The sequence below is a fragment of the Sphingomonas prati genome (assembly GCF_014643515.1).
Lineage (GTDB): Bacteria > Pseudomonadota > Alphaproteobacteria > Sphingomonadales > Sphingomonadaceae > Sphingomonas_R > Sphingomonas_R prati.
In genome coordinates this window covers 108,671-135,505 of sequence record NZ_BMJP01000001.1, presented here as the reverse complement: position 1 = coordinate 135,505, position 26,835 = coordinate 108,671, and the positions used below count along the sequence as shown (strand labels likewise).

Here is a 26,835-nt window from a genome sequence, read left to right as displayed (position 1 = left end):
ATCCTAACCAGAGCGGAGCAAGCCCACCGCGGCATCACGTTCGAACAGGTAGAGCGCCACCCGCGCAGCCTGCCCCCGTGGCCCGTCCAGCCCGCCATCGCGGTCGACCAGCAAGCGTGCGTCAGCGGTCGCAGTCTCGATCAGCGCGGCAGTCTTCTCCGGACTGGCAATCCGGAACTGCGCCTCCCCCGACTGACGAGTGCCAAGCATTTCACCCGCACCGCGCAGTCGCAGATCCTCCTCGGCGATGCGGAAGCCGTCGTTGCTCTCCCGCATCAGCGCCAACCGTGCCCTGCTCGTCTCGCTCAGGCCGTCGCCGCGCAGCAGCAGGCAGGTCGACTTGCCCGTCCCCCGCCCCACGCGTCCGCGCAACTGGTGCAGCTGCGCCAGCCCGAACCTGTCCGCCGCCTCAATGATCATCAGTGTTGCGTTGGGCACATCGACGCCGACCTCGATCACCGTCGTCGCCACCAGAACCTGCGTTTCGGCGCGCTGGAACGCGGCCATAACGGCGTCCTTTTCCGGACCCTTCATCCGCCCGTGGATCAGCCCGACCTTGTCGCCGAACCGCTCGCGCAACGTCGCGGCGCGGCTTTCCGCCGCGGTCAGGTCGCTGACCTCGCTCTCCTCGACCAGCGGGCACACCCAATAGGCCTGGCCGCCGGACGTAACGTGCCGGCCCAGCGCGTCCGCGATCTCGTCGATCCGCGCGCCGGACAGGACGCGGGTCTCGATCGGCTGGCGGCCGGGCGGCATCTCGTCCAGCCGGCTGACGTCCATCTCGCCATATTGGCTGAGCGTCAGCGTGCGTGGGATCGGGGTCGCGGTCATGACGAGCAGGTGCGGCGGGCGTTCGGCCTTCGCCTGCAACAGGATGCGCTGCGCCACGCCGAAGCGGTGCTGTTCGTCCACCACCACCAGCCCGAGCCGGCGATAGGCGACCGCCTCCTGAAAGATCGCATGCGTGCCGATCAGGATATCGATCGATCCGTCCGCCAGCCCCATGAGCGTCGATTCGCGCACGCGGCCCTTGTCGCGCCCGGTCAGGATCGCGACGTTTACCGGCAGGCCAGCCAGCGTTTTCACGAACGTCGCATGATGTTGCCGCGCCAGGATCTCGGTCGGTGCCAGCAACGCGCCCTGCGCACCGGCCTCGACCGCCGCCAACAACGCCATCGTCGCGACCAGCGTCTTGCCCGACCCGACATCGCCCTGCAGCAGGCGGGTCATCGGTCGCGGCTGGGCCAGGTCGCCCTCGATTTCCGCGATCGACCGCGCCTGCGCCCCGGTCGGCGCATAGGGCAGCTTGAGCGCGCCTCGCAGGCGCCCGTCGCCCTGCAACGGCACGCCCTTCCGCCGACGCGACGACGCGCGCAGCAGCATCAGCGCAAGTTGATTGGCGAACACCTCGTCATAGGCGAGGCGGTCCTTCGCCATCGCATCGGTCGGGTCGGCATGCGCGCGGACCAGCGCGTCGCGCCACGCCGGCCAGTCGTTCTTGGCCAGCAGCGTCGGCTCGATCCATTCGGGCAACTCCGGCGCGCGCGCCACCGCTTGCGCCACCAGTGCCTGCAACCGTCGGTTCGTGAGGCCGGCGGTCAGCGCATAGACCGGGTCGCGCGGCGGCAGCGCGGCCGCTTCCTCCGGCGTCATCACGTCCGGGTGCACGATCTGCAGCCACTGGTCGTAATGTTCGAGCTTGCCCGACACGGCGCGCGTCTCGCCGATCGGGAGCAGCGCCTTGGCCATCCCGGCATTGGCGCGGAAGAAAACCAATGCCACGATATTCCCGGCCGGGTCGGTCGCGATCACCCGCGACGGGCTGCGCGGGCCGTTGCCGATGCGGTGTTCGGTCGGGGTCACCACCACCGTCACCACGCGCCCGACATCGACTACGTCGAGCTCGGGCACCGCGGTGCGGTCGATATATCCGGTCGGCAGATCGAACAGCAGGTCGACCGGGCGCGACAGGCCGAGCTTCGCCAGCGGCTTGGATAAGGCCGCGCCGACGCCCTTGAGCGACTCTACATCTGTGAACAGCGGATTGAGTATATCGGGTCGCATGACTATCTGCGTGCCCATAGACCCCGCCGAGGACGTTCGCCAAGACGTCCGCCGGCTTATTCGCGTTGGGACCAGCATGGACGTCACCACCCGCATCAAGCGCCAGCGGTTCCGCGCATGGCATCGTGGCACGAAGGAGGCCGACATGCTGATCGGCGGATTCTTCGACCGCGAGCATGCCGGCTGGACGCTGGAGGAGATCGACTGGTTCGAGGCGCTGCTCGACGAGGAGGATGTCGAGATCATGGGCTGGGCGCTGGGCACGATCGCGGTGCCGACGCGGTACGAGGGCCCGATGCTCGAACGGATGCGCAAGCTGGACTACATCCCCGTCTCGGAGTGATGCCCGAATGACTTCCCTCCCTTTCACGGGAGGGGCTGGGGGTGGGCCGGCACGCAAAGACGTGTCGTCCGGCCTCCGAAGCTGGAGCCGCCGTCTGCGCGGCGGCACCCACCCCCGGCCCTTCCCTTGAAAGGGAGGGGGGAGGTTCACGAAAGTCCCGAATGCCCGACCTGAAGACGATACTTACCGCGACCCATCCCCTCACCCTGTCGGGCGTGCCGACCGGGTTCCTGCCCTCGCTGGTCGCCGATCTTGCTCGGGCGGCCAAGGGGCGCGCCGTGCTGGTGACGTCGGACGAGGCGGCGATGCGCGCGGTGGGTGATGCCGCGACGTGGTTCGCGCCGGAACTCGAGGTTATCCAGTATCCGGCGTGGGACTGCCTGCCCTACGACCGCGCCTCGCCCTCACTGCGGTCCACCTCCGAACGGCTGGCGGCGCTCTACGCATTGCAGGAGAAGACGACCAAGCCGCAGCTGCTCGTTACCACCGCCAACGCCGCGACGCAGCGGACGCTGACCCCGTTCCGCGTGCGGCAACTGGTCGCCAAGCTCGCACCCGGCGAGCGGATCGGGCGCGACCGGTTGGCGGCGTTGTTGCAGGCCAACGGCTATGTCCGCACCGATACGGTCGCGGATGCCGGTGAATATGCGGTCCGCGGTGGGCTGGTCGATCTCATGCCGGCCGGCGCGCCGCACGCGTTGCGGCTCGACTTCTTCGGGGACGAGATCGAGAGCGTCCGGCAGTTCGATATCACCGACCAACGCACGATCGGCCGGATCGACGGCTTCACGCTGTTGCCCGCATCCGAAACGTTGCTGGACGAGGAGACCATCAAGCGGTTCCGCGGCGCCTATCGTGAGCGGTTCGGCGCCAGTGCGACCGGCGATCCGCTCTACCAGGCGATCAGCGAAGGCCGGCGGCTGGCGGGCATGGAACATTGGCTGCCGATGTTCGAAGAACGGTTGTCGACGCTGTTCGATCACCTGTCCGACGACGACATCGTCGTGCGCGATGCCTCCGCCGATCCCTCGGTCGAGACGCGGTTCGAGGCGATCTCGGACTATCACACCAACCGTGTCCGGGCGCAGTCGTCCGATCCAGGGAGCTACCGCCCGCTCGCGCCCAACACGCTGTATCTCAGCCCCAAGGACTTGCAGGCCGCGATTGCCGAGCGTCCGGTCCACCTGATCGCGCCGTTCCACGAACCGGAAAGTGGCAGCGTCCTGGACTTCGGCGTCGATCCGGCCCGCGACTTCGCACCGGAGCGGTCGCAGCAGGTCAACATCTACGACGCGGTCGTCGACCATCTGGCGGCACTGCGGAAGCAGAAGCGCAAGGTCGTGCTGGCGAGCTACACCAAGGGGTCGCGCGACCGCTTCTCCGGTCTGCTGCGCGATCATGGGCTGGAGACATTCTCGCTGGCCGAAAGCTGGCAGGAGGCGCTGGGCAAGGCGAAGGGTGGCGTGTCGCTCGCCGTCGTGCCCCTCGATCACGGTTTCACGACGCCCGACGTCGCGGTCCTGACCGAGCAGGACATGCTGGGCGACCGGCTCGTCCGACGGCCGAAGCGCAAGAAGTCGGCCGACGCGTTCCTTGCCGAACTCGCCACGCTGACGCCGGGCGACCTGGTCGTCCACATGGACCACGGCATCGGGCGCTACGAGGGGCTGACCTCGATCCCGGTCGGCGCGTCGCCGCATGATTGCGTGATGCTGAGCTACGCCGGCGGCGACAAGCTGTACGTGCCGGTCGAGAATATCGACATCTTGTCACGCTATGGCAATGCGGAGGACGGCGTCGGGCTGGACCGACTCGGCGGCGTCGCGTGGCAGGCGCGCAAGAGCCGGATGAAGGAGCGCATTCGCGAGATTGCGGGTGACCTGATGGCAACCGCCGCCGCCCGCGCGCTCCGCCCCGCCGACGTGCTGGAGGTCGATCCCGGCGGCTATGCCGAGTTCACCGCGCGCTTCCCGTATCAGGAGACCGAGGACCAGGACGCCGCGATCGTCGACGTGCTGGCAGATCTGTCCGCCGGCCGCCCGATGGACCGGCTGATCTGCGGCGACGTCGGGTTCGGCAAGACCGAGGTCGCGTTGCGCGCTGCGTTCGTCGCCGCGCTGGCCGGCATGCAGGTCGCGGTCGTGTGCCCGACCACGCTGCTCGCGCGCCAGCACTTCATGAACTTCGTCGACCGGTTCCAGGGTTTCCCGATGAACATCGGCCGGCTGTCACGCCTCGTGACCGCGAAGGAGGTGCGCCAGACCAAGGAAGGGCTGGCCAACGGCACGGTCGATATCGTGATCGGCACCCACGCGCTGCTCGCCAAGAACATCGATTTCAAGCGGCTCGGCCTCGTCATCGTCGACGAGGAACAGCGGTTCGGCGTGACCCACAAGGAACGGCTGAAGGCGCTCAAGACCAACGTCCACCAGCTGACGCTGACCGCCACGCCAATCCCGCGCACCTTGCAGATGGCGATGTCGGGCCTGCGCGAACTGTCCGTCATCCAGACGCCGCCGGTCGATCGGCTCGCGGTGCGGACCTATGTCATGCCGTGGGATCCGGTCGTGGTGCGCGAGGCGTTGCTGCGCGAGCATTATCGCGGCGGGCAGAGCTTCTTCGTCACGCCGCGCGTCGCGGACCTACCCGATATCGAGGATTTCCTGCGCCGCGAGGTACCCGAGGTCCGCTACGTGATCGCGCACGGCCAGATGGCGGCAAGCGACGTCGAGGAGCGGATGTCCGCCTTCTACGACCGCAAGTTCGAGGTGTTGGTGTCGACCACCATCATCGAGTCGGGGCTCGACATCCCGTCCGCCAACACGATGATCGTCCACCGCGCGGACCGCTTCGGGCTGGCGCAGCTGTACCAGATCCGCGGCCGCGTGGGTCGGGCCAAGACGCGCGCCTACGCCTATCTCACGACGCCTGCCACGCGGACCATCACCGATACGGCGGAGAAGCGGCTGCACATCCTGTCGAACCTCGACACGCTCGGCGCCGGGTTCCAGCTGGCAAGTCATGATCTCGACATCCGCGGCGCGGGCAACCTCCTCGGTGACGAGCAGTCGGGGCACATCAAGGAGGTCGGGTTCGAACTCTACCAGTCGATGCTGGAGGAGGCGATCGTCGAAGCGAAAGCCGGATCGCTGCGCGACGACCGTGTGCGCGACCATTTCTCGCCGCAGATCACAATCGACGCGCCGATCCTGCTGCCCGACGACTATGTCATCGATCTCGACCTGCGGATGGGTCTGTACCGCCGCATGAACGAGCTGGACGACAAGACCGCGATCGAGGCGTTCGCAGCCGAGCTGATCGACCGGTTCGGGCCGTTGCCGGACGCGACGCAGAACCTGCTGACGGTGATCGAGACCAAGCTGAACTGCCGCAAGGCGTGCGTGGCCAAGCTCGACGCCGGGCCGCGTGGTGCGCTGGTCAGCTTCCACGACGATCGCTTCCCGGACATTCCGGGGCTGCTCGCCTATGTCGATCGGCTGAAGGGGACGGCCAAGCTGCGCCCCGACAACAAGCTGGTCATCACTCGCCCCTGGCCGGACCCGAAGGCGCGCCTGCATGGGGCGTTGCAACTGTCCAAGGGTTTGGCGAAGATCCTCACCATCTGACGGGAGTGAAGCTGATGAAACCGATACTTGGTCTGGCCGCCATGCTGGTCTTGGCGACGCCCGCGGTCGCGCAGCGGCCGGTGGCCAACCCGTTCAGCGACAAGCTGGCGTCGTTGAAGGACATCCCACGCCGCGCCGTGCTGCGCCGGGCGATCCTCGACAGCAACCTGTGGTGCGACCGCGTATCGCAGGATCTGCGCCGGGGCACGTGGCGCAACCTGTCGGTCTGGAACGCGCGCTGCGGCCGCGGGGCGGACTATGGCGTGTTTATCGGGCAGGACCAGTCGGTGCAGGTTCGGCCGTGCAAGGACCTCGCGTCGTTGAAACTGCCGCGCTGCGCGCTGCCGCCGCGCGCCGTCGTGCAGAACACGGGCGTGCGGCAGACCCGCTAAGCTACTCGGTCGCCGCCGTTACGCGGCGACCGTATCGTTCGTCAGGGCCGCACGGACGGCGTCGATCGCGGCCGGGGCTGCGGCGCCATCCGGCCCACCGCCCTGCGCCATGTCGGCACGGCCACCGCCACCCTGCCCGCCCAACGCCGCGACCGCGGCCTTGACCAGCACGACGCTGCTGAACCGATCGACGAGATCGGCGGTCACGCCGACTGCGACCGTGGCGCGGCCGTCCTTTTCCGCGACGATCGTGACGATGCCCGACCCGATCCGCTGCTTTGCCTCGTCGACCAGCCCGCGAAGGCCCTTCGGATCGAAGTCCTGCAGCGTCTGGGCGACGAACGGCACACCCGCGACCGTCTCGGTCGGGGCCGCGTCTGCTGTAGCGCCGCCGCCGGTTGCCAGCGCCTTTTTCGCCTCCGCCAGTTCGCGCTCGAGTCGCTTACGGTCGTCGATCAGCCCCTGGACACGTGCCGCAAGGTCATCCGGCCCGGTCCGCAGGGTCGTCGCGATCTCGCGCAGTCGTTCGTCGCGGGCGGTCAGCCAGAGGCGTGCGGCCTCGCCGGTCAGCGCCTCGATGCGGCGGATGCCGGACGATACGGCGGTTTCGCCGATGATCTTGAACAGGCCGATATTGCCGAGTGCCGCGACATGCGTGCCGCCGCACAGCTCGATCGAATAGATCCCGTCCTCGGTGCGGCCCATCGACAGGACGCGGACCTCATCGCCATATTTCTCGCCGAACAGCGCCATCGCGCCCTCCGCGATTGCCTCGTCCGGCGTCATCAGGCGCGTCGTGACGACGTCGTTCTCGCGGATGTGGCGGTTCACGTCGGCTTCGACGACCGCGATGTCCTCGGGCGCCAGCGGGCGGGGCTGCGAGAAATCGAACCGCAGGCGTTCCGGCGCGACGAGGCTGCCGCGCTGGGCGACATGGCCGCCGAGCCGGTCGCGGAGCGCGGCGTGGAGGAGATGCGTCGCGCTGTGGTTGGCGCGGATCCGACCGCGACGCGCCACGTCGACCGCCAGCCGGACGGTATCGCCGACCGCGACGCTGCCGCCCTCGATCCGGGCGCGGTGCGCGTGCAGGCGGCCGAGCGGCTTGCCGGTGTCGGCGACCGCGGCGTGCAGGCCGGTATCGGACGTGATCGTGCCGGTGTCGCCCACTTGCCCGCCGCTTTCGGCATAGAACGGTGTCTGGTTGGTCAGGATGGTGACGGCGTCGCCGGTCTCGGCGCGCGGAACCCGCTCGCCTTCGCGCAGAATCGCGACGACCTTAGCCTCGCCTGCGTGGTTGCTGTAGCCGGTGAACTCGGTTCCGCCGAGCTCCTCGACGATGTCGAACCAGATCTCGTCCGATGCTTTCTCGCCGGAGCCCTTCCAGGCTGCACGGGCGGCGGCCTTCTGCTCGGCCATCGCGCTGTCGAAACCGGCGCGGTCGACGGTGCGGCCCTGGGCGCGGAGCGCGTCCTCGGTCAGGTCGTAGGGAAAGCCGAACGTGTCGTAGAGCTTGAACGCGACCTGGCCGGGCAGTTCGCCGTCGGCCGCCATGTCGGCGGTCGCGTCGTCGAGCAGGCGGAGCCCGTTGGCGAGCGTCTGGCGGAAGCGGGTCTCTTCCAGCCTCAGCGTCTCCTCGATCAGCGGCTGGGCGCGGACCAGTTCTGGATAGGCGACGCCCATTTCAGCGACCAGGCTGGGCACCAGGCGGTGCATAAGCGGTTCGGCCGCGCCGAGCAGATGGGCGTGGCGCATCGCGCGGCGCATGATGCGGCGCAGGACGTAACCGCGCCCTTCGTTGGCGGGCAGCACGCCGTCCGCGACCAGGAAGCCCGCGGCGCGGAGATGGTCGGCGATCACGCGGTGCGAGGCCTTGGTGTCGCCCGTCGCCGCGGTCCGGGTCAGGTCGCAGGAGGCGGCGATCAGCGCCTTGAACGTGTCGGTGTCGTAGTTGTCGGTCACGCCCTGCATCACCGCGGCGATGCGTTCCAAGCCCATGCCGGTGTCGATCGACGGGCGCGGCAGCGCGACGCGGTCGTCCTTCGTCACCTGGTCATATTGCATGAACACCAGATTCCAGATCTCGACGAACCGGTCGCCGTCCTCGTCCGGGCTGCCGGGCGGGCCGCCGGGGATGTGATCGCCATGGTCGTAGAAAATCTCGGAGCAGGGGCCGCAGGGGCCGGTATCGCCCATCGCCCAGAAATTGTCGGAGGTCGGGATGCGGATGATCCGCTGTTCCGGCAGGCCGGCGATCTTGCGCCACAGGTCGAACGCCTCGTCGTCGGTATGGTAGACGGTGGCGGTCAGGCGGTTCGGATCGAGCCCCCAGTCGCGGGTCAGCAGGGTCCAGGCGTGAGTGATCGCCTGTTCCTTGAAATAGTCGCCGAACGAGAAATTGCCGAGCATTTCGAAGAAGGTATGGTGCCGCGCCGTGTAGCCGACATTGTCGAGATCGTTGTGCTTGCCGCCGGCCCGGACGCATTTCTGCGACGATGTGGCGGTGACGTAGGGGCGCGTTTCGAGGCCGGTGAAGACGTTCTTGAACGGCACCATCCCGGCGTTGACGAACATCAGCGTCGGATCGTTCTGCGGCACGAGTGGTGCCGAGGGGACGATGCGGTGACCGGTCCCCCCGAAATAATCGAGGAAGGAACGGCGGATATCGTTGGTCGATGTCATGCCGAGCGGCTTAATCGACGACCCGCCGCTACTCAAGCAAATCGGTTAATCAGGCATAGGCATAGGGCCCGCCGCGTTCCAGCGCGCGGCCGTAAGCGGGCCGGGCATGGCAGCGTTCGAGCCAGTCGATCAGGTGCGGGCGGGTGCCGTCGAGCCCGGCGCGGGAGCGGCAGGCCTCGATCGGGAAGCTCATCATGACGTCGGCGGCGCTGAAGTCGGCACCGGCAAACCATGGGCGGGAGCCGAGTTCGGTCTCGAGCCAGTCGAGATGGGTGTCCATCATGGCCTGCATCGGCTTGCGGGCCGGAAGGCCCAGGACGCCGAGCTTGCCGAGCACCAGCAGCGCGAGAAGCGGCGGCATCATCGAGCCTTCGGCATAGTGGAGAAACTGCCGGTAGCGGAGCGCCGCGTCGCGGTTGCCGGGTGCGCCGAGCCGTCCCCCTGCCCGTTCAACGATGTATTCGACGATCGCGCCGGTCTCCGCGATGACGCGGCCATTATCGACGATCACCGGGGACTTGCCGAGCGGGTGGACGGCCTTGAGTTCGGGGGGGGCCAGCATCGTCTTGGGATCGCGTTCGTAGCGCTTCACCTCGTAGGCGAGGTCGAGTTCCTCGAGCAGCCAGAGGATGCGCTGCGACCGCGAATTCTCGAGGTGGTGGACGATGATGGTCATTTTTGGCGGGCCTGTGGCTGCGGGGTGACTGCGGGGTTCGGGGGTGACGGGGCGAAGACGATGGCGATCGAAGTCCGTGTAGGACACCGAAGTCCTAAGGTTTCGCGGCCGGACGAGCCAGAGCCCCGGCGAGCCGATTTTCGCTTGTTGTCGGGGTCCGAGATTCCAGGCCGAAAAATCGGCGGGGGGGGTCTGCGGGGTGCTCGCGACACACAGATATTCGCGAGAAATTCCCGAGTCGGGTCAGCGTTTTCCGATGTTTGTGCGGACAATGACCGGTGCGCGGCAGCGATCGATGCGACGATCGACGGCGAGATAATGGTTGGCCGGGGGCAGCTCGCCGAGCTTTTGCGCCTTGCCCGATTGCGAGTCGCTGGCTTTCCGGACGTCCGTTGCCGGGCAGTGTCGGGGCTCTGCCCCGAACGACGGTGTCGGCAGGATCGGTGGGGCGGCGGTCGCGGCGATGGGGGCGAGCGTCAGAAGCAGGGGCAGAATACGCATGGCGTGTTCCTCGGGTTGGTGGCCTGAGGATGACGCGGATCGCGGACGGGTACAAGCCGGGTTCGCCCGGATACAAAACCGGCCGCGCCTCCTGTCTGGAAGCGCGGCCGGGGTCGTGATCGGTGTGTAGAGGCGATCAGTCCTCTTCGGGACCGGTCATCATCTGTTCGGCGACGCCGGCGGCGTTGTCGCGGATCGCCTTTTCGAGGCGCTCGGCGATGTCCGGATGCTCCTTCAGATAGGTCTTCGAGTTTTCGCGGCCCTGACCGATGCGGATCGAATCGTAGCTGAACCAGGCGCCGGACTTCTCGACGACGCCGGCCTTGACGCCGATGTCGAGCAGTTCGCCCATCTTGGACACGCCCTCGCCATACATGATGTCGAACTCGACCTGCTTGAACGGCGGCGCGACCTTGTTCTTCACGACCTTCACGCGGGTCGTGTTTCCGACGATCTCGTCGCGGTCCTTGATCTGGCCGATGCGGCGGATGTCGAGCCGGACCGACGCGTAGAATTTCAGCGCGTTGCCGCCGGTGGTTGTCTCGGGCGAGCCGTACATGACGCCGATCTTCATGCGGATCTGGTTGATGAAGATAACAAGCGTCTTCGACCGGCTGATCGAGCCGGTGATCTTGCGCAGTGCCTGGCTCATGAGACGCGCCTGGAGGCCGACATGGCTGTCGCCCATCTCGCCCTCGATTTCGGCACGCGGCACGAGTGCGGCGACCGAATCGACGACGAGCACGTCGATCGCGTTCGAGCGGATCAGCGTGTCGGTGATCTCGAGCGCCTGCTCGCCGTTGTCCGGCTGCGACACGATCAGTTCGTTCGTGTCGACACCGAGCTTGCGGGCGTAGCTGGGGTCGAGCGCATGTTCGGCGTCGACGAACGCGGCGGTGCCGCCCGCCTTCTGCGACTCCGCGATGACGTGGAGTGCCAGCGTGGTCTTGCCCGACGATTCGGGACCGTAGATCTCGATCACGCGGCCCTTGGGCAGACCGCCGATGCCGAGCGCGATGTCGAGCCCGAGCGAACCGGTGGAGACGGCCTCGATTTCGACCGCTTCCTTGCTGCCCAGCTTCATCGCCGAGCCCTTGCCGAATGCGCGATCGATCTGCGCCAGCGCGGCGTCGAGCGCCTTCTGCCTGTCCATGTCGGCCTTTTCCTTCTCGGATCCGATAAGCTTCAGTTGCGCCGCCATGGTGTCGATCCCCGCATGTCAGGTCCAGTCCGGACAGGACTTTCCATGTACGCGCTTTGTTCTGTTGGAACAAGTAGGGAACGGCGCCTTTCAGCGGTTTGTTGGAGTGTGGTTGCGGTTTCGTTTCGCACAGTCGGGCGTGGATAAGAAGCGGGATCCGGCTCCGCGTCCGGCATGACGATGTTTGGGACCTGTTCCATCGGTCGCGCGGATCGGCTAGCGGCGGCGCGAAGGAGAGCGCCGATGTCCGCCAACCGGGTTACCGCATGACGCCGCGGACGTCGCCGACGCAGCGGGCACTGGCCGCGGGCGCGCTCGGCCTGGTGTCGGCCACCGGGTTCGCGCCGCTGGGCGCCTGGCCGCTGACGATCGGTGCGCTGGCGGGGCTGCTGTACCTGCTGACCCAGGCGCGCAGCGCGCGGCAGGCGGCGGCGCTGGGCTGGTGGTTCGGGTTCGGGCAGTTCGCGCTCGGGCTGAACTGGATCGCGACGGCGTTCACCTACCAGGCGGCGATGCCGGCGTGGCTCGGCTGGCTGGCCGTGCTGCTGCTGGCGATATACCTGGCGGTGTTCCCGGCGATCGCGGCGGCGATCGCGTGGCTGGCGAGCGGACGGCGGACAATGCCGCTGATCTTCGCGTTCGCGGGGGTCTGGCCGTTGACCGAATGGGTGCGCGCGACCTTGTTCACAGGCTTTGCGTGGAACCCACTGGGCGTCGCGTGGATCGGCCTGCCGACGGCGCAGGCGGCGCGTTATGTCGGGACCTATGGGCTGTCCGCGCTGATGGTGCTGGCGGGCGGTGCGGTGCTGGCCGCCGCGCTGCGCAAGCCGGGGACGACGGCCGCGGCCGCGGTCCTGCCGCTCGCGCTGTCGCTGACCCCCACCCCGGCTGCGCGCGATACAGGGCGTGCGATCCATGTGGTGCAGCCGAACATCGACCAGGATGCCCGCAACCATGAGGATTATGCCTATAACGGGCTGCTCAAGCTCGCCCGGTTGTCCGGTCGGCCGGCGGCTGGTGCGCCGGCGCGGCTGCTGTTCTGGCCCGAGGCGGCGGTCGAATATTATCTGGAAACCGACCGGCTGGCGCGCGAGGCGCTGACCGACCTGTTGCGGCCGGCCGACCTGCTGGTGACCGGGGGCACGCGGCTGGAGCGTGACGATCGCGACAATGTGATCGGCGCGCGCAACAGCCTGTTCGTCATGGATGCGCGCGGGCGGTTGCTGCACCGCTACGACAAGGCGCATCTGGTGCCGTACGGCGAATATCTGCCGATGCGCGCGCTGCTGTCGCCGATCGGGCTGTCGCGGCTGGTGCCGGGCGATATCGATTTCTGGCCGGGCCCGGGGCCGCGGTCGTTCGCGCTGCCGGGGTTCGGGAAGATCGGCGTGCAGATCTGTTACGAGATCATCTTTTCCGGCCATGTGGTGGACCGCGCGAACCGGCCGGACTTCATCTTCAACCCATCGAACGACGCCTGGTTCGGCGGGTGGGGTCCGCCGCAGCATCTGGCGCAGGCGCGGCTGCGCGCGATCGAGGAAGGGCTGCCCGTCGTGCGTGCGACGCCGAACGGCATTTCCGCGCTGATCGATCCCGCCGGGCGGCTGCTCCGCACGATCCCGACGCACCGCGCGGGGGCGATCGATACCACCCTACCCGCCCCGTTCGCGGCGACGCCATTCGCACGGTTCGGCAACCTGTTGCCGCTCGTGGTGGCATTGGCACTGTTGGCCATTGCCGCGATTGCGCGGCGGTCGAAGCGCGGCTAAGGCAGATATAAGGATAGCTTTATATCTTTATATGCGGTGTCCTCTACGACGCCCGTTCTACTGGAAAGGCTGCTTTTACCCATGCGCGATACGTTCCTGTTCACTTCCGAAAGTGTCTCCGAAGGCCATCCCGACAAGGTTGCCGACCAGATCTCGGATGCGGTCGTCGACCTGTTCCTGGGCAAGGACGCGCAGGCGCGTGTCGCGTGCGAGACGATGGTGACGACGCAGCGCATCATCCTGGCCGGCGAAGTCCGCGGCGAAGGCATGATCGACACGGCGGGCAATTGGTCCGCCGGCGCGCTCGACGAGATCGAGGCCGCCGCGCGCGAGACCGTGAAGCGGATCGGGTACGAGCAGGAAGGGTTCCACTGGCAGACCGCCGATTTCGCGAACCACCTGCATCCGCAGTCGGCGCACATCGCGCAGGGCGTGGACGAGAGTGGCAACAAGGACGAAGGCGCCGGCGACCAGGGCATTATGTTCGGTTACGCGACCGACGAGACGCCGGACCTGATGCCCGCGACGCTGTATTACGCGCACCGCATCCTGGAGAAGATGGCGGAGGATCGCCACAGCGGTGCAGCACCGTTCCTGGAGCCGGACGCCAAGAGCCAGGTGACGCTCGAATATCAGAACGAGAAGCCGGTCCGCGCGACCGCGCTGGTTGTGTCGACACAGCACGGCAAGGGCGCCGACCAGGCGATGCTGCGTGACTATGCCAAGGGCGTGATGGCCGGGATCCTGCCCGAGGGCTGGATGCCGGGCGACGAGTCGATCTTCGTCAACCCGACCGGGCTGTTCGAAATCGGCGGGCCGGACGGCGACGCGGGCCTGACCGGGCGCAAGATCATCGTCGACACCTACGGCGGCGCATCCCCGCATGGCGGCGGCGCGTTCTCCGGCAAGGATCCGACGAAGGTCGATCGCTCGGCTGCCTATGTCACGCGCTACATGGCGAAGAACATCGTGGCGGCGGGCCTGGCGCGTCGCGTGACGATCCAGCTGAGCTATGCGATCGGCGTGGCCGAGCCGCTGTCGCTCTATGTCGACACGCACGGCACCGGCCAGGTGGACGAAGCGGCGATCGAGCGCATCCTGCCGCAGCTCGTGCGCCTGACGCCGAAGGGCATCCGCACGCATCTGAAGCTCAACGCGCCGATCTATGCGCGGACCGCGGCCTACGGTCACTTCGGTCGTCAGCCGGACGGCGACTTCTTCACGTGGGAGAAGACCGACCTGGTGGAAGAGCTGAAGCGCGCTTTCTAAGGCCGACTTCATTGCGGACCTAATGCGGGATCCGGGGTTGCGGGCTTTGGCCTGTCACTCCGGGTCCCGTTTCGTTTCGGGCGAAGTCGGACGCGCCTTCCCCTCGCCCTCCCCGTCGGCTAACCGGCGCGGTCATGGAAGATCCCACGACGCTTCGCCGGCTGTACGGCCGCCGCACCGGACATAAATTGCGCGAAGGCCAGGCCGGACTGGTCGAGCGGATGCTGCCGGAGCTGGCGGTGCCGGAGACCGGGCCGATCGATGCGGCCATGCTGTTCGGCGACGATCGGCCGATGCAGGTCGAGATCGGGTTCGGCAAGGGCGAACATCTGGCGGGCCAGGCGGCGATGCGGCCCGACCACGGCTTCATCGGGTGCGAGCCGTTCCTGGACGGCGTCGTCGGTGCGCTGATGAAGATCGATGCGGACGGGATCGAGAATGTTCGGCTGCACATGGGCGATGCGCTCGACGTGCTTGAGCGGTTGCCGGATGCCTCGCTGGAGCGGGTGTATCTGCTCCACCCCGATCCGTGGCCGAAGGCGCGGCATGCCAAGCGGCGCTTCATGAACGCCGGGCCGGTCGACCGGATCGCACGCAAGCTGAAGCCGGGTGGCGAGTTCCGGTTCGGGACCGACCACCCCGTCTATGTCCGCTGGGCCATGATGATCATGGGCGAGAGCCCGGATTTCGAATGGCTGATCGACGGACCTCAGGATTTCCTCGTCCGCCCGGACGACTGGCCGGAGACACGCTATGAGCAGAAAGCCCGCAGCAAGGGACACGAGGTCTGGTACTTCCGGTACCGGCGACGGTAATCGCCGCGCTTCGCCACTGGCGGGCGAAGCGCGAGCCGGGTATCGCGGCGGCATGAAGACCTTCGTGACTGTTCTACTTGCCGCCCTGATCGGTGCGGTGGGGTTCCATCTCTATTATTTGTCCGCTTCGCGGGACGAGCGTTGCACGATCGATCATCGCTTCGGTTGGCGATCGAGCGATGCGTGCCGGATGCATGCGGCGCCGGCGCAATATGATCGCGACGCGCAGAAGCGGCTGGATGCGCTGATCGACGACGTTCAGTAGCTGTCGTCATCCCGGACCTGCCCGGGATGACGGCTTGGCGCGACTTCAGGGCTTCGGCGTCAGGCGCAGCAGGCGGGCGTTAGGGCCGTCTTCCAGGACGTAAACCGCACCGTCCGGGCCCTGTTCCACCTCGCGGATGCGGGCGCCCATGTCGTAGCGCGCGGCCTCGCGAGCGGTGGTGCCGTCGATCGCGACGCGGACGAGTGCCTTCGACGACAGCCCGCCGATGAAGGCGTTGCCGCGCCACGCGGGGAACAGCGCACCGGAATAGATCATGAGGCCGGCGGGCGAGATGACCGGGTTCCAGCTGGCCTTGGGTGCCTCAAGGTCCGGGCGGGTCGGATGGTCGGGGATCGGGCGGCCGTCATAATGATCGCCGTTCGACACGAGTGGGTAGCCGTAGTTTCGGCCAGGCAGAATGAGGTTCAACTCGTCGCCGCCCTTCGGCCCCATCTCCTGCTCCCACAGATTGCCCTTCGCATCGAATGCGATGCCGAGCAGGTTGCGGTGGCCGTAGGTCCAGACCGCGGGGTCGAAGCCCTTGGTGGCGAGCGGGTTGCCCGGCGCGGGCTTGCCGTCTGCGGTCAGGCGCAGGACCTTGCCGAGCGTCAGCTTCGGGTCCTGCGCGGGATCGAACTTCTGCCGTTCGCCGGCGGTGAAGAACAGGTGCCCGTCGGGCGCGAACGCGATACGGCCGGAATAATGGCCGTTGCCGTCGACCTTCGGCGTGCGGAACAACGTTTCGACATTATCGAGCCGTGGGCCGGTCTTCGCATCCTGCACGAAGCGCGCCCGGGCGAGCACAACGCCCTTCCCGCCGGCGCCGCCCTCCGAATAGCTGAGATAGAGCATATCGGTGCCGGGGCGGAACACGACGTCCATCAGCCCGCCCTGCCCCGCGGCGTCGACCTTGGGCACCCCGACGACCGTGCGCGCCAAGGCGTTTGCGCCGGCGGGGAGATATTTGAGCGTGCCGGCCTTTTCGGTGACGAGGAAACCGCCGCCGGGCGCCGGGGTCATTGCCCAGGGGCTGTCGAACCGGGCGACCTGCGTTTCGATGAAGTCCTTCGCGGCGAACGGCTGTTCCGCGGTGATCGGGGCCTGCGCGGACGCGCCCTGCGCTACGGCTTCGCCCACGTCGGTCGCGGCGGTGCCGCAGGCGACGAGGAGCAACGCGAGGGTGAAGCTGGTGGTCGGTATGCGCATGACTGTCTCCCGGCAGTTTCGTTTGGTGCAAAACTCCGCAGCCCGGCTTTATGTTGCAGTCTTGCCGCCCCCGGCCGTTTGGCGTAGAGGAAATGCATCTTCTCGACATTGGTAACTTTGGCGAGGTCGGATCCCCCCGGGTCCGGCGATACGGACGCATGCATGACGCATGAAGAGCGCAGGAGCATCGATGGCGGATATCGCCTTGTTGAACAGTCTGATCGAACCGGAGGCGCAGGCCTTGGGTCTCGCATTGGTGCGCGTGCAGATGAACGGTGGCAAGTCCGACCCGACGCTGCAGATCATGGCCGAGCGGCCCGACACCCGCCAGCTGGACCTGACGGATTGCGAGGCGCTGAGCCGCCGCATCTCCGACATGCTGGACGAGAAGGACCCGATCGAGGAGGCGTACCGGCTCGAGGTATCGTCCCCCGGCATCGACCGGCCGCTGACCCGCCTCAAGGATTTCCAGGACTGGGCGGGCTTCGATGCGCGCATCAAGCTGGTCGAGCCGCGCGACGGGCGGAAGCAGTATGAGGCGTCGCTGAAGGGCGTCGATGGCGACGACGTGCTGTTGTATGTCGAGCGCGTCGGTGAACTGACGCTGCCTTTCACGGGCATTGCGTCCGCCAAACTTATCTTGACCGACGCGCTCCTCAAGGCCACGGCCCCGCTGAACGCGGACGGCGCCGACGAGATCGTCGAACTGGACGCCGATGACGGCGTCGAACCCACGCAGGAAGGATAGTCCGATGGCCACTGCCATTTCCGCCAACAAGGCCGAGCTGCTCGCCATCGCCGATGCGGTCGCCAAGGAAAAGCTGATCGATCGCGAGATCGTGATCGAGGCGATGGAAGACGCCATCCAGCGCGCCGCCCGCACCCGCTACGGCGCGGAGAACGACATCCGCGCGAAGATCGACACCACCGCGGGCGACCTTCGCCTGTGGCGCGTCGTCGAGGTCGTCGAGCTGGTCGAGGATTATTTCAAGCAGGTGAGCGTCGCCGACGCGCAGAAGCTGCAGGCCGGCGCGGTCGTGGGCGACTTCATCGTCGATCCGCTGCCGAACATCGAATTCGGCCGCATCGCGGCACAGGCCGCCAAGCAGGTCATCTTCCAGAAGGTGCGCGATGCCGAGCGCGACCGCCAGTATGAAGAGTTCAAGGACCGCGCGGGCGAGATCATCACCGGCGTCGTCAAGCGTGTCGAGTTCGGCCATGTCGTCGTCGACCTGGGCCGTGCCGAAGGCGTCGTGCGCCGCGATGCGCAGATCCCGCGCGAAGTCGTCCGCGTCGGCGACCGGATCCGTTCGCTGATCCTGCGCGTCGCCCGTGAAACGCGTGGCCCGCAGATCTTCCTGAGCCGCGCGCACCCCGATTTCATGAAGAAGCTGTTCGCGCAGGAAGTGCCCGAAATCTACGACGGGGTGATCGAGATCAAGGCCGCCGCGCGCGATCCGGGCAGCCGTGCGAAGATCGGCGTCATCAGCCACGACAGCTCGATCGATCCGGTCGGTGCCTGCGTCGGCATGAAGGGCAGCCGCGTGCAGGCCGTCGTGCAGGAGATGCAGGGCGAGAAGATCGACATCATCCCCTGGTCGCCCGACACCGCGACGTTCGTGGTGAACGCGTTGCAGCCGGCGCAGGTCAGCCGCGTCGTGATCGACGAGGAGGACAGCCGCATCGAAGTGGTGGTGCCCGACGATCAGCTGTCGCTCGCCATCGGTCGCCGCGGCCAGAATGTGCGGCTCGCGTCGCAGCTGACCGGTTCGGCGATCGACATCATGACCGAGGCGGATGCTTCGGAGAAGCGCCAGAAGGAATTCGTCGAGAATAGCGGCCTGTTCGAGAAGGAACTGGACGTCGACGAGACGCTGGCCCAGCTGCTGGTCGCCGAGGGCTTCTCCAGCCTGGAAGAAGTGGCCTATGTCGAGGTCGACGAGATCGCCGCGATCGAAGGTTTCGACGAGGAACTGGCCGCGGAGCTGCAGAACCGCGCGCAAGAAGCGCTGGACCGGCGCGAGCAGGCCAACCGCGAAGAGCGGCAGGGCATGGGCGTCGAGGACGCACTGGCCGACCTGCCGTATCTGACCGAGGCGATGCTGGTGACGTTGGGCAAGGCGGGCATCAAGACGCTCGACGACCTGGCCGATCTGGCGACCGATGAGCTGATCCTGAAGAAGCGTGTCGAACCGCGCCGCCGCACGCCGAGCACCGATCCGGAGAAGAGCGGCATCCTGTCGGAATATGGCCTGACCGAAGATCAGGGCAACGAGATCATCATGGCGGCACGCGCGCACTGGTTCGAGGACGAGGCGCCTGCCGCCGAGGCTTCGGACGAAGCGCCTGCGAACACCGCCGCGGAGGACGAAGCCTGATGCCGTTCGTCGACATCAAGGTCGCAGGGCCGCTGACCACCGAGCAGAAGCGCGGTCTGGTCGAGGACGTGACGCGCTCGCTGGTCGAGCGTTGCGGCAAGAACCCGGCGACGACGCACATCGTCATCACCGAGGTCGCGACCGAGAATTGGGGCAACAACGCCATGCTCGTCATGGATCGCAAGCCGCGGGAGGACGCAACCGCGGATGTCCCACGATGATCGCCCCGAATTCGTAGATAATCGCGATGCGCCCCCGCCCGATGCGGCGGGGGATGTGCGTGCGCCTTCCCCTGAAACGGGAACGGAGTCCGGTGACCCGGACGCCGACAGCCTGGTCGTGCCCGGAGCTTCGTTTACCACGGACGTGGGTTCAGATGCCGAGCCCGAAGAAGATACCAAGGCCAACAAGCATGATCCCGAGCGGCGCTGCATCCTGTCGGGTGTGCGCGCGTCGCGGGAGAAGCTGATCCGGCTGGCGCTCGGCCCCGACGGGTCGATCGCGCCGGATGTGCGGGCGCGGGCGCCGGGGCGTGGGGCGTGGATCGGGGTGGACCGGGCGACGCTGGAGACGGCGCTGTCCAAGGGCAAGCTGAAGGGGGCGCTGTACCGCGCGTTCAAGACGCAGGCGCTGACCATCCCGGACGACCTGCCCGCACGCATAGCCGCAGCGCTGGAGCGCGATGCGCTCGACCGGCTGGGGCTGGAGGCGCGCTCGGGCACGTTGCTGACCGGATCGGACAAGATCGCGGAGAGCGCGCGCAAGGGCGTCGCCAGGCTGCTGCTGCACGCCGCGGATGCCGGCACCGACGGCAATCGCAAGCTGGATCAGGCGCTCCGCGTCGGCCGCGGCGAAGAGGGCAGCGATCTTCGCGGTCTGGTAATCCCGGCGGGCCGTGCCATATTGTCGATGGCGCTGGGCCGCGAAAACGTGGTACATATTGCGCTGATAACGCCGGCTGCTGCCGCGCGAGTCACGCAGGCGCTGGATCGCTGGCGCGACTTTATCGGACGAGAATGGGCGATCGAGCCTTGCGACAGTGCTTCGCAAGGCCCTTCCCCGCTGAATATCGAAGGGTTCTGACGACCATATGAGCGACAACGAAAAGCCGAAGCTTGGTATGCGCGCACCGCTTGGTGTCCGCCGCACGGTCGAAACGGGCAAGGTGAAGCAGAGCTTCAGCCATGGCCGTTCCAACACCGTGGTGGTGGAGGTCAAGAAGGCGCGCGTGTTCCGCAAGCCCGGCGAGGCGGAGCCTGTGGTCGAGCAGGCGGCACCCGAACCCGTGGCGGCACCCGAAGTGGTGGCCGCGCCGGCGCCGGTCGCGGCACCCGTTGCGGCACCTGCCCCTGCACCGGAGCCCGTTGCGGCCCCGGTCGCCGAGCCTGTCGCCGAGGCACCTGCCCCGGTCGCCGAGGCGGCACCCGAGGCGCCCGCCGCGGCACCGGCCTTCCCGCCGCCGCGTGCCTTCACGCCGGTTGCCAAGCCCGTGCCGACGCCGCCCCCGGCGCCTGCTCCCGTGGTCGAAGCCGCGCCGGAGCCGGTCGCGGCACCCGAGCCGACGCCTGCACCGAAGCCGGTGACCGCAACCCCGCGCCGTGCCCCCGCCCCCGTGCGGACCCCAGCGCGTCAGGCGGCCCCCGCCCGCAACCCGGGTAACGACCTGCTCAGCCGGCAGGAACGCCAGGCCAAGCTGCTGCGCGAGGCCGAAGAGGCCCGCATGACGGCGCTGGAGGAAGCGCGCCGTCGCGAGGATCGTCTGCGTGCCGAGGCCGCGGAAGAAGAGAAGCGCCGGATCGAGCAGAACAAGCTGGCGGCCGAGAACCCGACGGCGGCCCCTGCCCCCGCCGCGGCACCGGCCGCCCCGGCGGCTGCCGCAGCCGCGCCAACCGGCGAAGCCGCGCAGGCCGAAGCCGGTGCGGATGGGCGTTTCCCGCCGCCGCGTCGCTTCACGCCGCTGCCGACCGCACCGCGTCCGGCCGCAAAGCCCGTGTCGCGCGAAAAGAATGCCGACGAGCGTCGCCAGTCGGGCAAGCTGACCGTCACGCGCGCTCTGGACGATGGTGCCAGCGCCCGCACCCGCTCGCTCGCCGCGCTGAAGCGCAGCCGCGAGAAGGCCAAGGGGTCGGGCAACAGCGGTCCGTCGATCAAGCAGGTTCGCGACGTGAACGTGCCGGAAGCGATCACCGTGCAGGAACTGGCGAACCGCATGGCGGAACGCGGGGCCGACCTGGTCAAGGCGCTGTTCAAGATGGGCATGCCCGTCACGATCACGCAGACGATCGACCAGGATACGGCGGAGCTGCTGGTCACCGAGTTCGGCCACAACATCAACCGCGTGTCGGACAGCGACATCGACCTGACGAGCCACGAGGAAGTCGATTCCGACGACACGCAGGTCACGCGTCCGCCGGTCGTCACGATCATGGGCCATGTCGATCACGGCAAGACCTCGCTGCTCGACGCGCTGCGCGGTGCGAACGTCGCATCGGGCGAAGCGGGCGGGATCACCCAGCATATCGGCGCCTATCAGGTGACAGTGAAGTCGGGGAACAAGATCACGTTCCTCGACACGCCGGGCCATGAAGCGTTCAGTGACATGCGTGCGCGCGGCGCCAACATCACCGACATCGTCGTGCTGGTGGTGGCCGGCGACGACGGCATGCGGCCGCAGACGATCGAGGCGATCAGCCATGTTCGCGCCGCGGGCGTGCCGATGATCGTGGCGATCAACAAGATGGACAAGCCGGGTTCGGATGCGTCCAAGATCCGCCAGGCGCTGCTGCAGTACGACGTGCAGGTCGAGGAAATGGGCGGCGACGTCCAGGACGTGGAGGTTTCCGCGACCAAGAAGACCGGGCTGGAGGAGCTGATCGACAAGATCGAGCTGCAGGCCGACTTGCTCGAACTGCGTGCCAACCCGGATCGTCCGGCCGAGGGTACCGTGGTGGAAGCGACGCTCGACAAGGGCCGTGGTGCGGTTGCGACCGTCTTGGTCGGGCGCGGCACGCTGCGCGTCGGCGACATCTTCGTGGTGGGTGCCGAGAGCGGCAAGGTCCGCGCGCTGATCGACGACAAGGGCAAGAACGTGAAGCTCGCGCTTCCGTCGATGCCGGTGCAGGTGCTGGGTCTGACCGGCGTGCCGTCGGCGGGTGATCCGCTGTCGGTGGTCGAGAATGAGGCGCGTGCGCGTGAAGTCGCGGATTACCGTGCCAGCGTGATCCAGCAGAAGCGGACCACGTCGGCCCCGGCCAATCTCGAGACGATGTTCTCGGCACTCCGCGAAAAGCAGGCGCAGCAGTTCCCGCTGGTCGTCAAGGCGGATGCGCAGGGCTCGGTCGAAGCGATCGTGGCATCGCTCAACAAGATCTCGACTGACCTCATCCAGGTCCGGATCCTGCATTCGGGCGTGGGCGGCATCACCGAAAGCGACGTGTCGCTGGCGGCGGCGTCGCGTGCCCCGATCATCGGGTTCAACGTGCGTGCGAACAGCAAGGCACGCGAACTGGCGACGCGGGACGGCGTGGCGCTCAAATATTACGACGTCATCTACGACCTGCTGGACGAGATCCGCGCCGCGATGGCCGGGCAGCTTGGGCCGGAGTATCTGGAGCATGTCGTCGGTCGTGCCGAAATCCGCGAGGTCTTCTCGGCGGGCAAGCATGGCAAGGCAGCGGGTCTGCTCGTGGTCGAAGGCTATATCCGCCAGAAGCTGCGTGCCCGCGTGCTGCGCGACGACGTCATCATCTACAACGGGTCGATCTCGTCGCTCCGCCGGTTCAAGGACGACGTGCCGGAAGTGCGCGCAGGTCTGGAGTGCGGTATCACGATCGAAGGGTCGACCGACATCAAGGCGGGCGACATCGTCGAGACGTTCGAGGTCGAAGAGCGCGAACGCACGCTGTAAGCGCTTCGCGTTTGCCGCTCTGTTCCGTCCGTCATCCCGGTTGCCGGGATGACGGACGAATGGTGTCCGGCTAGATGGGGGTCATGCTCAAGCGTGATCCCGTCACCCTGCTTGCCCGGATCGCGTTCGCGCCGATCCACCTGTTGTTCAGCGGGATGATGATCCTGATGACGCTGCTGATGCCCCCGCGGCGTCACGACTGACTGGAGTACCGCCATGCGCCCCACCGAAACATCCGAAGGCCGGTCGGTCCGGGCGCTCCGCGTGGGCGAACAGGTGCGCCATGCGCTGTCCGAGGTGCTGATGCGCGGCGACGTGCATGACGACGTGCTGACCAAGCACAGCATTTCGGTAACCGAGGTGCGGATGTCCCCCGACCTGCGCCACGCGACCGCGTTCGTGAAGACGCTGGGCGAGGCGGACGAGGCGGTGATCCTGAAGGCGCTGCGCACCAACACCGCCTATCTCCAGAGCGAAGTCGCGCGCCGCGTGAACGCACGGTTCGCGGCGAAGCTGAAGTTCCTGTCGGACGAAAGCTTCGACGAAGGCAGCCATATCGATGCACTGCTGCGTGACCCCCATATTGCCCGAGACTTGGGGTCCGATTGACCGGTTCACTGGTAAGACGTATCTTACCAATATGAACGCGCGCACCAGATTGTCGTCGAAGGGACAGATCGTCATTCCGAAGGACATTCGGGATGCACTGCAACTCGAACCTGGCGAGTTCCTCGACATTGTTCGGGAGGGCCGCCGCATCGTCCTGCAGGCCGCCGAGCCGGCGCGCGGGAAGATCAGCTACGCGGAGTTCCGGCGGCGCATACCGCGGCATGAAGGTCCGGCGGTGACGATCGAGGAAATGAACTCTGCGGTCGACGCCATGTTCACGGCGAAGGGCCGCGAATGAGGTCTGTCGATACGAATGTCGTCCTGCGGCTGATCGTCGCGGATGACAAGGCTCAGGTGCGCGAGGTCCAGACGCTCCTACAGAACGAGGTTCTGCACGTTTCGCTGACCGTCCTGATCGAGGTCGAATGGGTCCTGCGGAGCGCCTATGGCTGGAGGCGAGAGCGGACGGCCGAGGTTCTGACGGTGCTGACCGATCTGGACGGCCTGGATGTCGAGGAAGCCGCGATGGTTCGCTGGGCGGCGGGCCGCCTCGCCGAAGGTGCAGACTTCGCGGACATGATCCATCTGGTCGCGGCGCGCCACATGAGCGGCTTCGTAACGTTCGACCGGTCGCTGGCACGCGGAGCCGGCGAAGACGCCCCCCTGCCTGTCGAAACATTGGGCGTGTCCTGATGGCGAAGCTGTATTTCTACTACGCGTCGATGAATGCGGGGAAGTCGACGATCCTGTTGCAGTCGAGCTTTAATTATCGCGAGCGGGGGTTGGAGACGATGTTGTTCACCGCGGCGCTGGATGACCGGTACGCGGCCGGGATGATTACGTCGCGGATCGGGTTGTGCGCGCCCGCCATGACGTTCGATCGCGAGACCGCGATCCGCGCGTGTGTCGAGGCGCAGCATGCGGCGACCCCGCTCGCCTGCGTGCTGGTGGACGAGGCGCAGTTTTTGACGCGGGCGCAGGTTCTGGAGTTGGCGCAGGTTTGCGACGAGGTCGGGATACCGGTACTCGCCTACGGGCTACGCACCGATTTTCGGGGGGAGTTGTTCGAGGGGAGCGCGCATCTGCTCGCGCTGGCGGACACGCTGACCGAGATCAAGGCGATCTGCGCGTGTGGGCGGAAGGCGACGATGAACCTGCGCGTCGATGCGGGCGGGCGCGGGGTGCGCGACGGGGATCAGACCGAGATCGGCGGGAACGATCGCTATGTCGCGCTGTGCCGGCGCCATTATATGGAGCAAAGCCGTGCAGGCTGACCTGAACCGCCTTATCGAGCCGATCGATGCGCCCGGGCTGCATCTTGAACAGCTGGAGGACGCGCACCGCGAACCGCTCCGCGCGCTGTGCCCCGCGGACGATCCGGTATGGGACATCTATCCGGTGTCCTACGCGCCGGACCGGTTCGACGAGAGTTTCGCCGCGATGCGCGCCGATCAGGGGCGGCGGCCGTTCGCGCTGTTCGCCGATGGCGTCATGGTCGGCATGTCGGGTTATCTGAACATCAGCATCGCGAACCGTGCGGTGGACATCGGCGGCACTTACTTGACGCCGGCGGCGCGTGGGACCGGGCTGAACCGGCGGATCAAGCATCTGCTCATCGGCCGTGCGATCGAGGCGGGCTTTCACCGGATCGCGTTCCGTGTCGACCTGCGCAACGGCCGGTCGATGGCGGCGGTCGAGAAGCTGGGCGCAGTGCGGGAGGGCGTGTTGCGGCGCGAGCGGATTACCTGGACCGGCCACGTCCGCGACACCGCGGTCTATTCGATCCTGGCGGACGAGTGGTCGCCTTCGTGAACGGCTGGCTGGTGATCGACAAGCCGCTCGGCCCCGGATCGACGCAGATCGTGTCGGCGGTGAAGCGGGCGCTGCGAAGCGGCGGCTATGCGAAGGTGAAGGTGGGCCATGGCGGCACGCTCGACCCGCTGGCCACAGGCGTGCTGCCGATCGCGCTGGGCGAGGCGACGAAGCTGGCCGGGCGGATGCTCGATGCGGACAAGGCGTACGACTTCACGATCGCGTTTGGGACGGCGACCGATACGATCGATCTGGAGGGCAAGGTCGTTGCGACGTCCGACGTGCGGCCGACTTTGCCTGAGTTGCTGGCGGTGCTGCCGCGCTTTACCGGGCCGATCGAGCAGGTGCCGCCGGCGTATAGTGCGATCAAGATCGACGGGGAGCGCGCCTATGATCGGGCGCGGGCGGGCGAGACGTTCGAGATCAAGACGCGTGGCGTTACTGTGCATGCGCTCGAGGTTGTGGCTCCGCCTGAGGGTGCCTCGACTGCGCTCGGGATGGACGGGGTTGAGGGACTATCGGAGATCAGTCTCACCGCGCGTGTGTCGAAGGGCACTTATATCCGGAGCCTCGCGCGGGACATTGCCGAGGCGCTCGGGACCGTCGGCCATGTCACCATGCTCAGGCGCACCAAGGCCGGGCCGTTCGTGCTGGGTCAGGCGATATCGCTGGACAAACTGGCCGATCTGGGACAGGACCGCGCCGTGCATCATGCACTCCTGCCGTTGACGGCGGGGCTGGACGACATCCCGGCCTTTTCCGTCACCCCCGATCAGGCAGGTGCGCTCCGCCAGGGGCGCAAGCTGATCGGGATCGCCGTACCACCCGGCCTGCACCTCGCGCTCGACGCCGGCACCCCCGTGGCGCTGGTCGAACAGGGCGAAAGCGGGATACGGGTCGTGCGCGGTTTCAATTTAGTCGATGTCGAGGACATAGCATGACGATCACCGCAGAACGCAAGACCGCCCTCATCGCCGAACATGGCCGCAGCGAAGGCGACACGGGCAGCCCCGAGGTCCAGATTTCGATCCTGACCGAGCGGATCGTCAACCTGACCGAGCATTTCAAGGGCCACGCGAAGGACAACCACTCCCGCCGCGGCCTGCTGATGATGGTGAACAACCGTCGCAGCCTGCTCGATTACCTGAAGAAGAAGGATGCGCAGCGCTACACCGATCTCATCGGCAAGCTCGGCCTCCGCAAGTAAGGAAAAGGCGCCGAAAGGCGCCTTTTTCATATCCCCGCGGCATGCGGGGATCCAGTTCCACGGTCGATCGGAACTACCGCCTACGCGGGGTACGGACGACCGCAGATAGGACGAAC

25 protein-coding genes are annotated in these 26,835 nt (G+C 67.2%); 19 read left to right on the top strand and 6 right to left on the bottom strand.

Annotated elements, in window-relative coordinates; all coding sequences use genetic code 11:
• Positions 1–3: 3 nt before the first annotated feature.
• On the bottom strand, positions 4–2,064 hold the full coding sequence (recG, locus tag IEX50_RS00570; protein WP_157177527.1) for an ATP-dependent DNA helicase RecG: 2,061 nt from the start codon (positions 2,062–2,064) through the stop codon (positions 4–6).
• A gap of 76 nt (positions 2,065–2,140) precedes the next feature.
• Here recG and IEX50_RS00565 point away from each other — a divergent pair, with 76 nt between their 5' ends.
• The 3 genes from IEX50_RS00565 (at position 2,141) to IEX50_RS00555 (ending at position 6,425) form a co-directional block, all read left to right on the top strand.
• A complete protein-coding gene (locus IEX50_RS00565; protein ID WP_157177526.1) occupies positions 2,141–2,407 on the top strand; it encodes an FAD assembly factor SdhE in 267 nt (88 codons plus the stop codon).
• A gap of 161 nt (positions 2,408–2,568) precedes the next feature.
• Positions 2,569–6,033, top strand: a complete 3,465-nt coding sequence (mfd, locus tag IEX50_RS00560; RefSeq protein ID WP_157177525.1) for a transcription-repair coupling factor — start codon at positions 2,569–2,571, stop codon at positions 6,031–6,033.
• Positions 6,034–6,047: 14 nt separating this feature from the next.
• A complete protein-coding gene (locus tag IEX50_RS00555; protein ID WP_157177524.1) occupies positions 6,048–6,425 on the top strand; it encodes a hypothetical protein in 378 nt (125 codons plus the stop codon).
• A gap of 18 nt (positions 6,426–6,443) precedes the next feature.
• On the opposite strand, the gene alaS is transcribed toward IEX50_RS00555, so the two are convergent.
• The 4 genes from alaS to recA all read right to left on the bottom strand — a co-directional run bounded on the left by alaS (position 6,444) and on the right by recA (position 11,482).
• Entirely contained in the window at positions 6,444–9,104 is a 2,661-nt protein-coding gene (alaS, locus tag IEX50_RS00550; protein WP_157177523.1) for an alanine--tRNA ligase, read from the bottom strand.
• Between the two features lie 49 nt (positions 9,105–9,153).
• Positions 9,154–9,780, bottom strand: a complete 627-nt coding sequence (locus IEX50_RS00545) for a glutathione S-transferase family protein (protein ID WP_157177522.1) — start codon at positions 9,778–9,780, stop codon at positions 9,154–9,156.
• Between the two features lie 243 nt (positions 9,781–10,023).
• Positions 10,024–10,281: a hypothetical protein gene (locus IEX50_RS00540; RefSeq protein ID WP_157177521.1), complete on the bottom strand. Its 258-nt coding sequence runs from the start codon at positions 10,279–10,281 to the stop codon at positions 10,024–10,026.
• 136 nt (positions 10,282–10,417) lie between these two features.
• The gene (gene recA, locus IEX50_RS00535; protein ID WP_157177520.1) at positions 10,418–11,482 is read right to left on the bottom strand and encodes a recombinase RecA; all 1,065 of its coding nucleotides are present in this window, start codon (positions 11,480–11,482) and stop codon (positions 10,418–10,420) included.
• Between the two features lie 266 nt (positions 11,483–11,748).
• On the opposite strand from recA, the gene lnt reads away from it, so the two are divergent.
• The 4 genes from lnt (at position 11,749) to IEX50_RS00515 (ending at position 15,600) form a co-directional block, all read left to right on the top strand.
• Complete coding sequence (lnt, locus tag IEX50_RS00530) at positions 11,749–13,251, top strand: apolipoprotein N-acyltransferase (RefSeq protein ID WP_157177519.1); 1,503 nt, start codon at positions 11,749–11,751, stop codon at positions 13,249–13,251.
• Positions 13,252–13,332: 81 nt separating this feature from the next.
• Entirely contained in the window at positions 13,333–14,520 is a 1,188-nt protein-coding gene (gene metK, locus IEX50_RS00525) for a methionine adenosyltransferase (protein ID WP_157177518.1), read from the top strand.
• 134 nt (positions 14,521–14,654) lie between these two features.
• Positions 14,655–15,335, top strand: a complete 681-nt coding sequence (gene trmB / locus IEX50_RS00520) for a tRNA (guanosine(46)-N7)-methyltransferase TrmB (RefSeq protein WP_157177517.1) — start codon at positions 14,655–14,657, stop codon at positions 15,333–15,335.
• Positions 15,336–15,387: 52 nt separating this feature from the next.
• Positions 15,388–15,600, top strand: coding sequence for a hypothetical protein (locus IEX50_RS00515; RefSeq protein WP_157177516.1), 213 nt, complete (start codon positions 15,388–15,390; stop codon positions 15,598–15,600).
• Positions 15,601–15,645: 45 nt separating this feature from the next.
• Here the strand turns inward: IEX50_RS00515 and IEX50_RS00510 are convergent, their stop codons facing one another.
• Positions 15,646–16,806 (bottom strand): PQQ-dependent sugar dehydrogenase, encoded by a 1,161-nt coding sequence (locus IEX50_RS00510; RefSeq protein ID WP_157177515.1) that lies wholly within the window; start codon positions 16,804–16,806, stop codon positions 15,646–15,648.
• A 190-nt stretch (positions 16,807–16,996) separates the two neighbouring features.
• Between IEX50_RS00510 and rimP the strand changes: the two genes are divergently transcribed.
• The 12 genes from rimP to rpsO all read left to right on the top strand — a co-directional run bounded on the left by rimP (position 16,997) and on the right by rpsO (position 26,719).
• The gene (rimP, locus tag IEX50_RS00505) at positions 16,997–17,554 is read left to right on the top strand and encodes a ribosome maturation protein RimP (RefSeq protein WP_157177514.1); all 558 of its coding nucleotides are present in this window, start codon (positions 16,997–16,999) and stop codon (positions 17,552–17,554) included.
• Between the two features lie 4 nt (positions 17,555–17,558).
• Positions 17,559–19,184, top strand: a complete 1,626-nt coding sequence (gene nusA, locus IEX50_RS00500; RefSeq protein ID WP_157177513.1) for a transcription termination factor NusA — start codon at positions 17,559–17,561, stop codon at positions 19,182–19,184.
• Positions 19,184–19,405: a tautomerase family protein gene (locus IEX50_RS00495; protein WP_157177512.1), complete on the top strand. Its 222-nt coding sequence runs from the start codon at positions 19,184–19,186 to the stop codon at positions 19,403–19,405. Before nusA ends, IEX50_RS00495 begins: the two co-directional genes overlap by 1 nt.
• A gap of 145 nt (positions 19,406–19,550) precedes the next feature.
• Positions 19,551–20,267: a DUF448 domain-containing protein gene (locus IEX50_RS00490; protein WP_229673546.1), complete on the top strand. Its 717-nt coding sequence runs from the start codon at positions 19,551–19,553 to the stop codon at positions 20,265–20,267.
• A 7-nt stretch (positions 20,268–20,274) separates the two neighbouring features.
• On the top strand, positions 20,275–23,091 hold the full coding sequence (infB, locus tag IEX50_RS00485; RefSeq protein WP_157177510.1) for a translation initiation factor IF-2: 2,817 nt from the start codon (positions 20,275–20,277) through the stop codon (positions 23,089–23,091).
• A gap of 216 nt (positions 23,092–23,307) precedes the next feature.
• On the top strand, positions 23,308–23,700 hold the full coding sequence (rbfA, locus tag IEX50_RS00480) for a 30S ribosome-binding factor RbfA (protein WP_157177509.1): 393 nt from the start codon (positions 23,308–23,310) through the stop codon (positions 23,698–23,700).
• Between the two features lie 31 nt (positions 23,701–23,731).
• A complete protein-coding gene (locus tag IEX50_RS00475; RefSeq protein ID WP_157177508.1) occupies positions 23,732–23,998 on the top strand; it encodes an AbrB/MazE/SpoVT family DNA-binding domain-containing protein in 267 nt (88 codons plus the stop codon).
• On the top strand, positions 23,995–24,393 hold the full coding sequence (locus IEX50_RS00470; RefSeq protein ID WP_157177507.1) for a type II toxin-antitoxin system VapC family toxin: 399 nt from the start codon (positions 23,995–23,997) through the stop codon (positions 24,391–24,393). The genes IEX50_RS00475 and IEX50_RS00470 overlap by 4 nt, the downstream gene beginning before the upstream one ends.
• Positions 24,393–24,974: a thymidine kinase gene (locus IEX50_RS00465; protein ID WP_157177506.1), complete on the top strand. Its 582-nt coding sequence runs from the start codon at positions 24,393–24,395 to the stop codon at positions 24,972–24,974. The genes IEX50_RS00470 and IEX50_RS00465 overlap by 1 nt, the downstream gene beginning before the upstream one ends.
• Positions 24,964–25,512, top strand: coding sequence for a GNAT family N-acetyltransferase (locus IEX50_RS17335; RefSeq protein WP_229673544.1), 549 nt, complete (start codon positions 24,964–24,966; stop codon positions 25,510–25,512). The genes IEX50_RS00465 and IEX50_RS17335 overlap by 11 nt, the downstream gene beginning before the upstream one ends.
• Entirely contained in the window at positions 25,509–26,453 is a 945-nt protein-coding gene (gene truB, locus IEX50_RS00460) for a tRNA pseudouridine(55) synthase TruB (RefSeq protein ID WP_229673744.1), read from the top strand. The genes IEX50_RS17335 and truB overlap by 4 nt, the downstream gene beginning before the upstream one ends.
• Positions 26,450–26,719: a 30S ribosomal protein S15 gene (gene rpsO, locus IEX50_RS00455; protein WP_076068233.1), complete on the top strand. Its 270-nt coding sequence runs from the start codon at positions 26,450–26,452 to the stop codon at positions 26,717–26,719. Before truB ends, rpsO begins: the two co-directional genes overlap by 4 nt.
• Positions 26,720–26,835 lie beyond the last annotated feature (116 nt).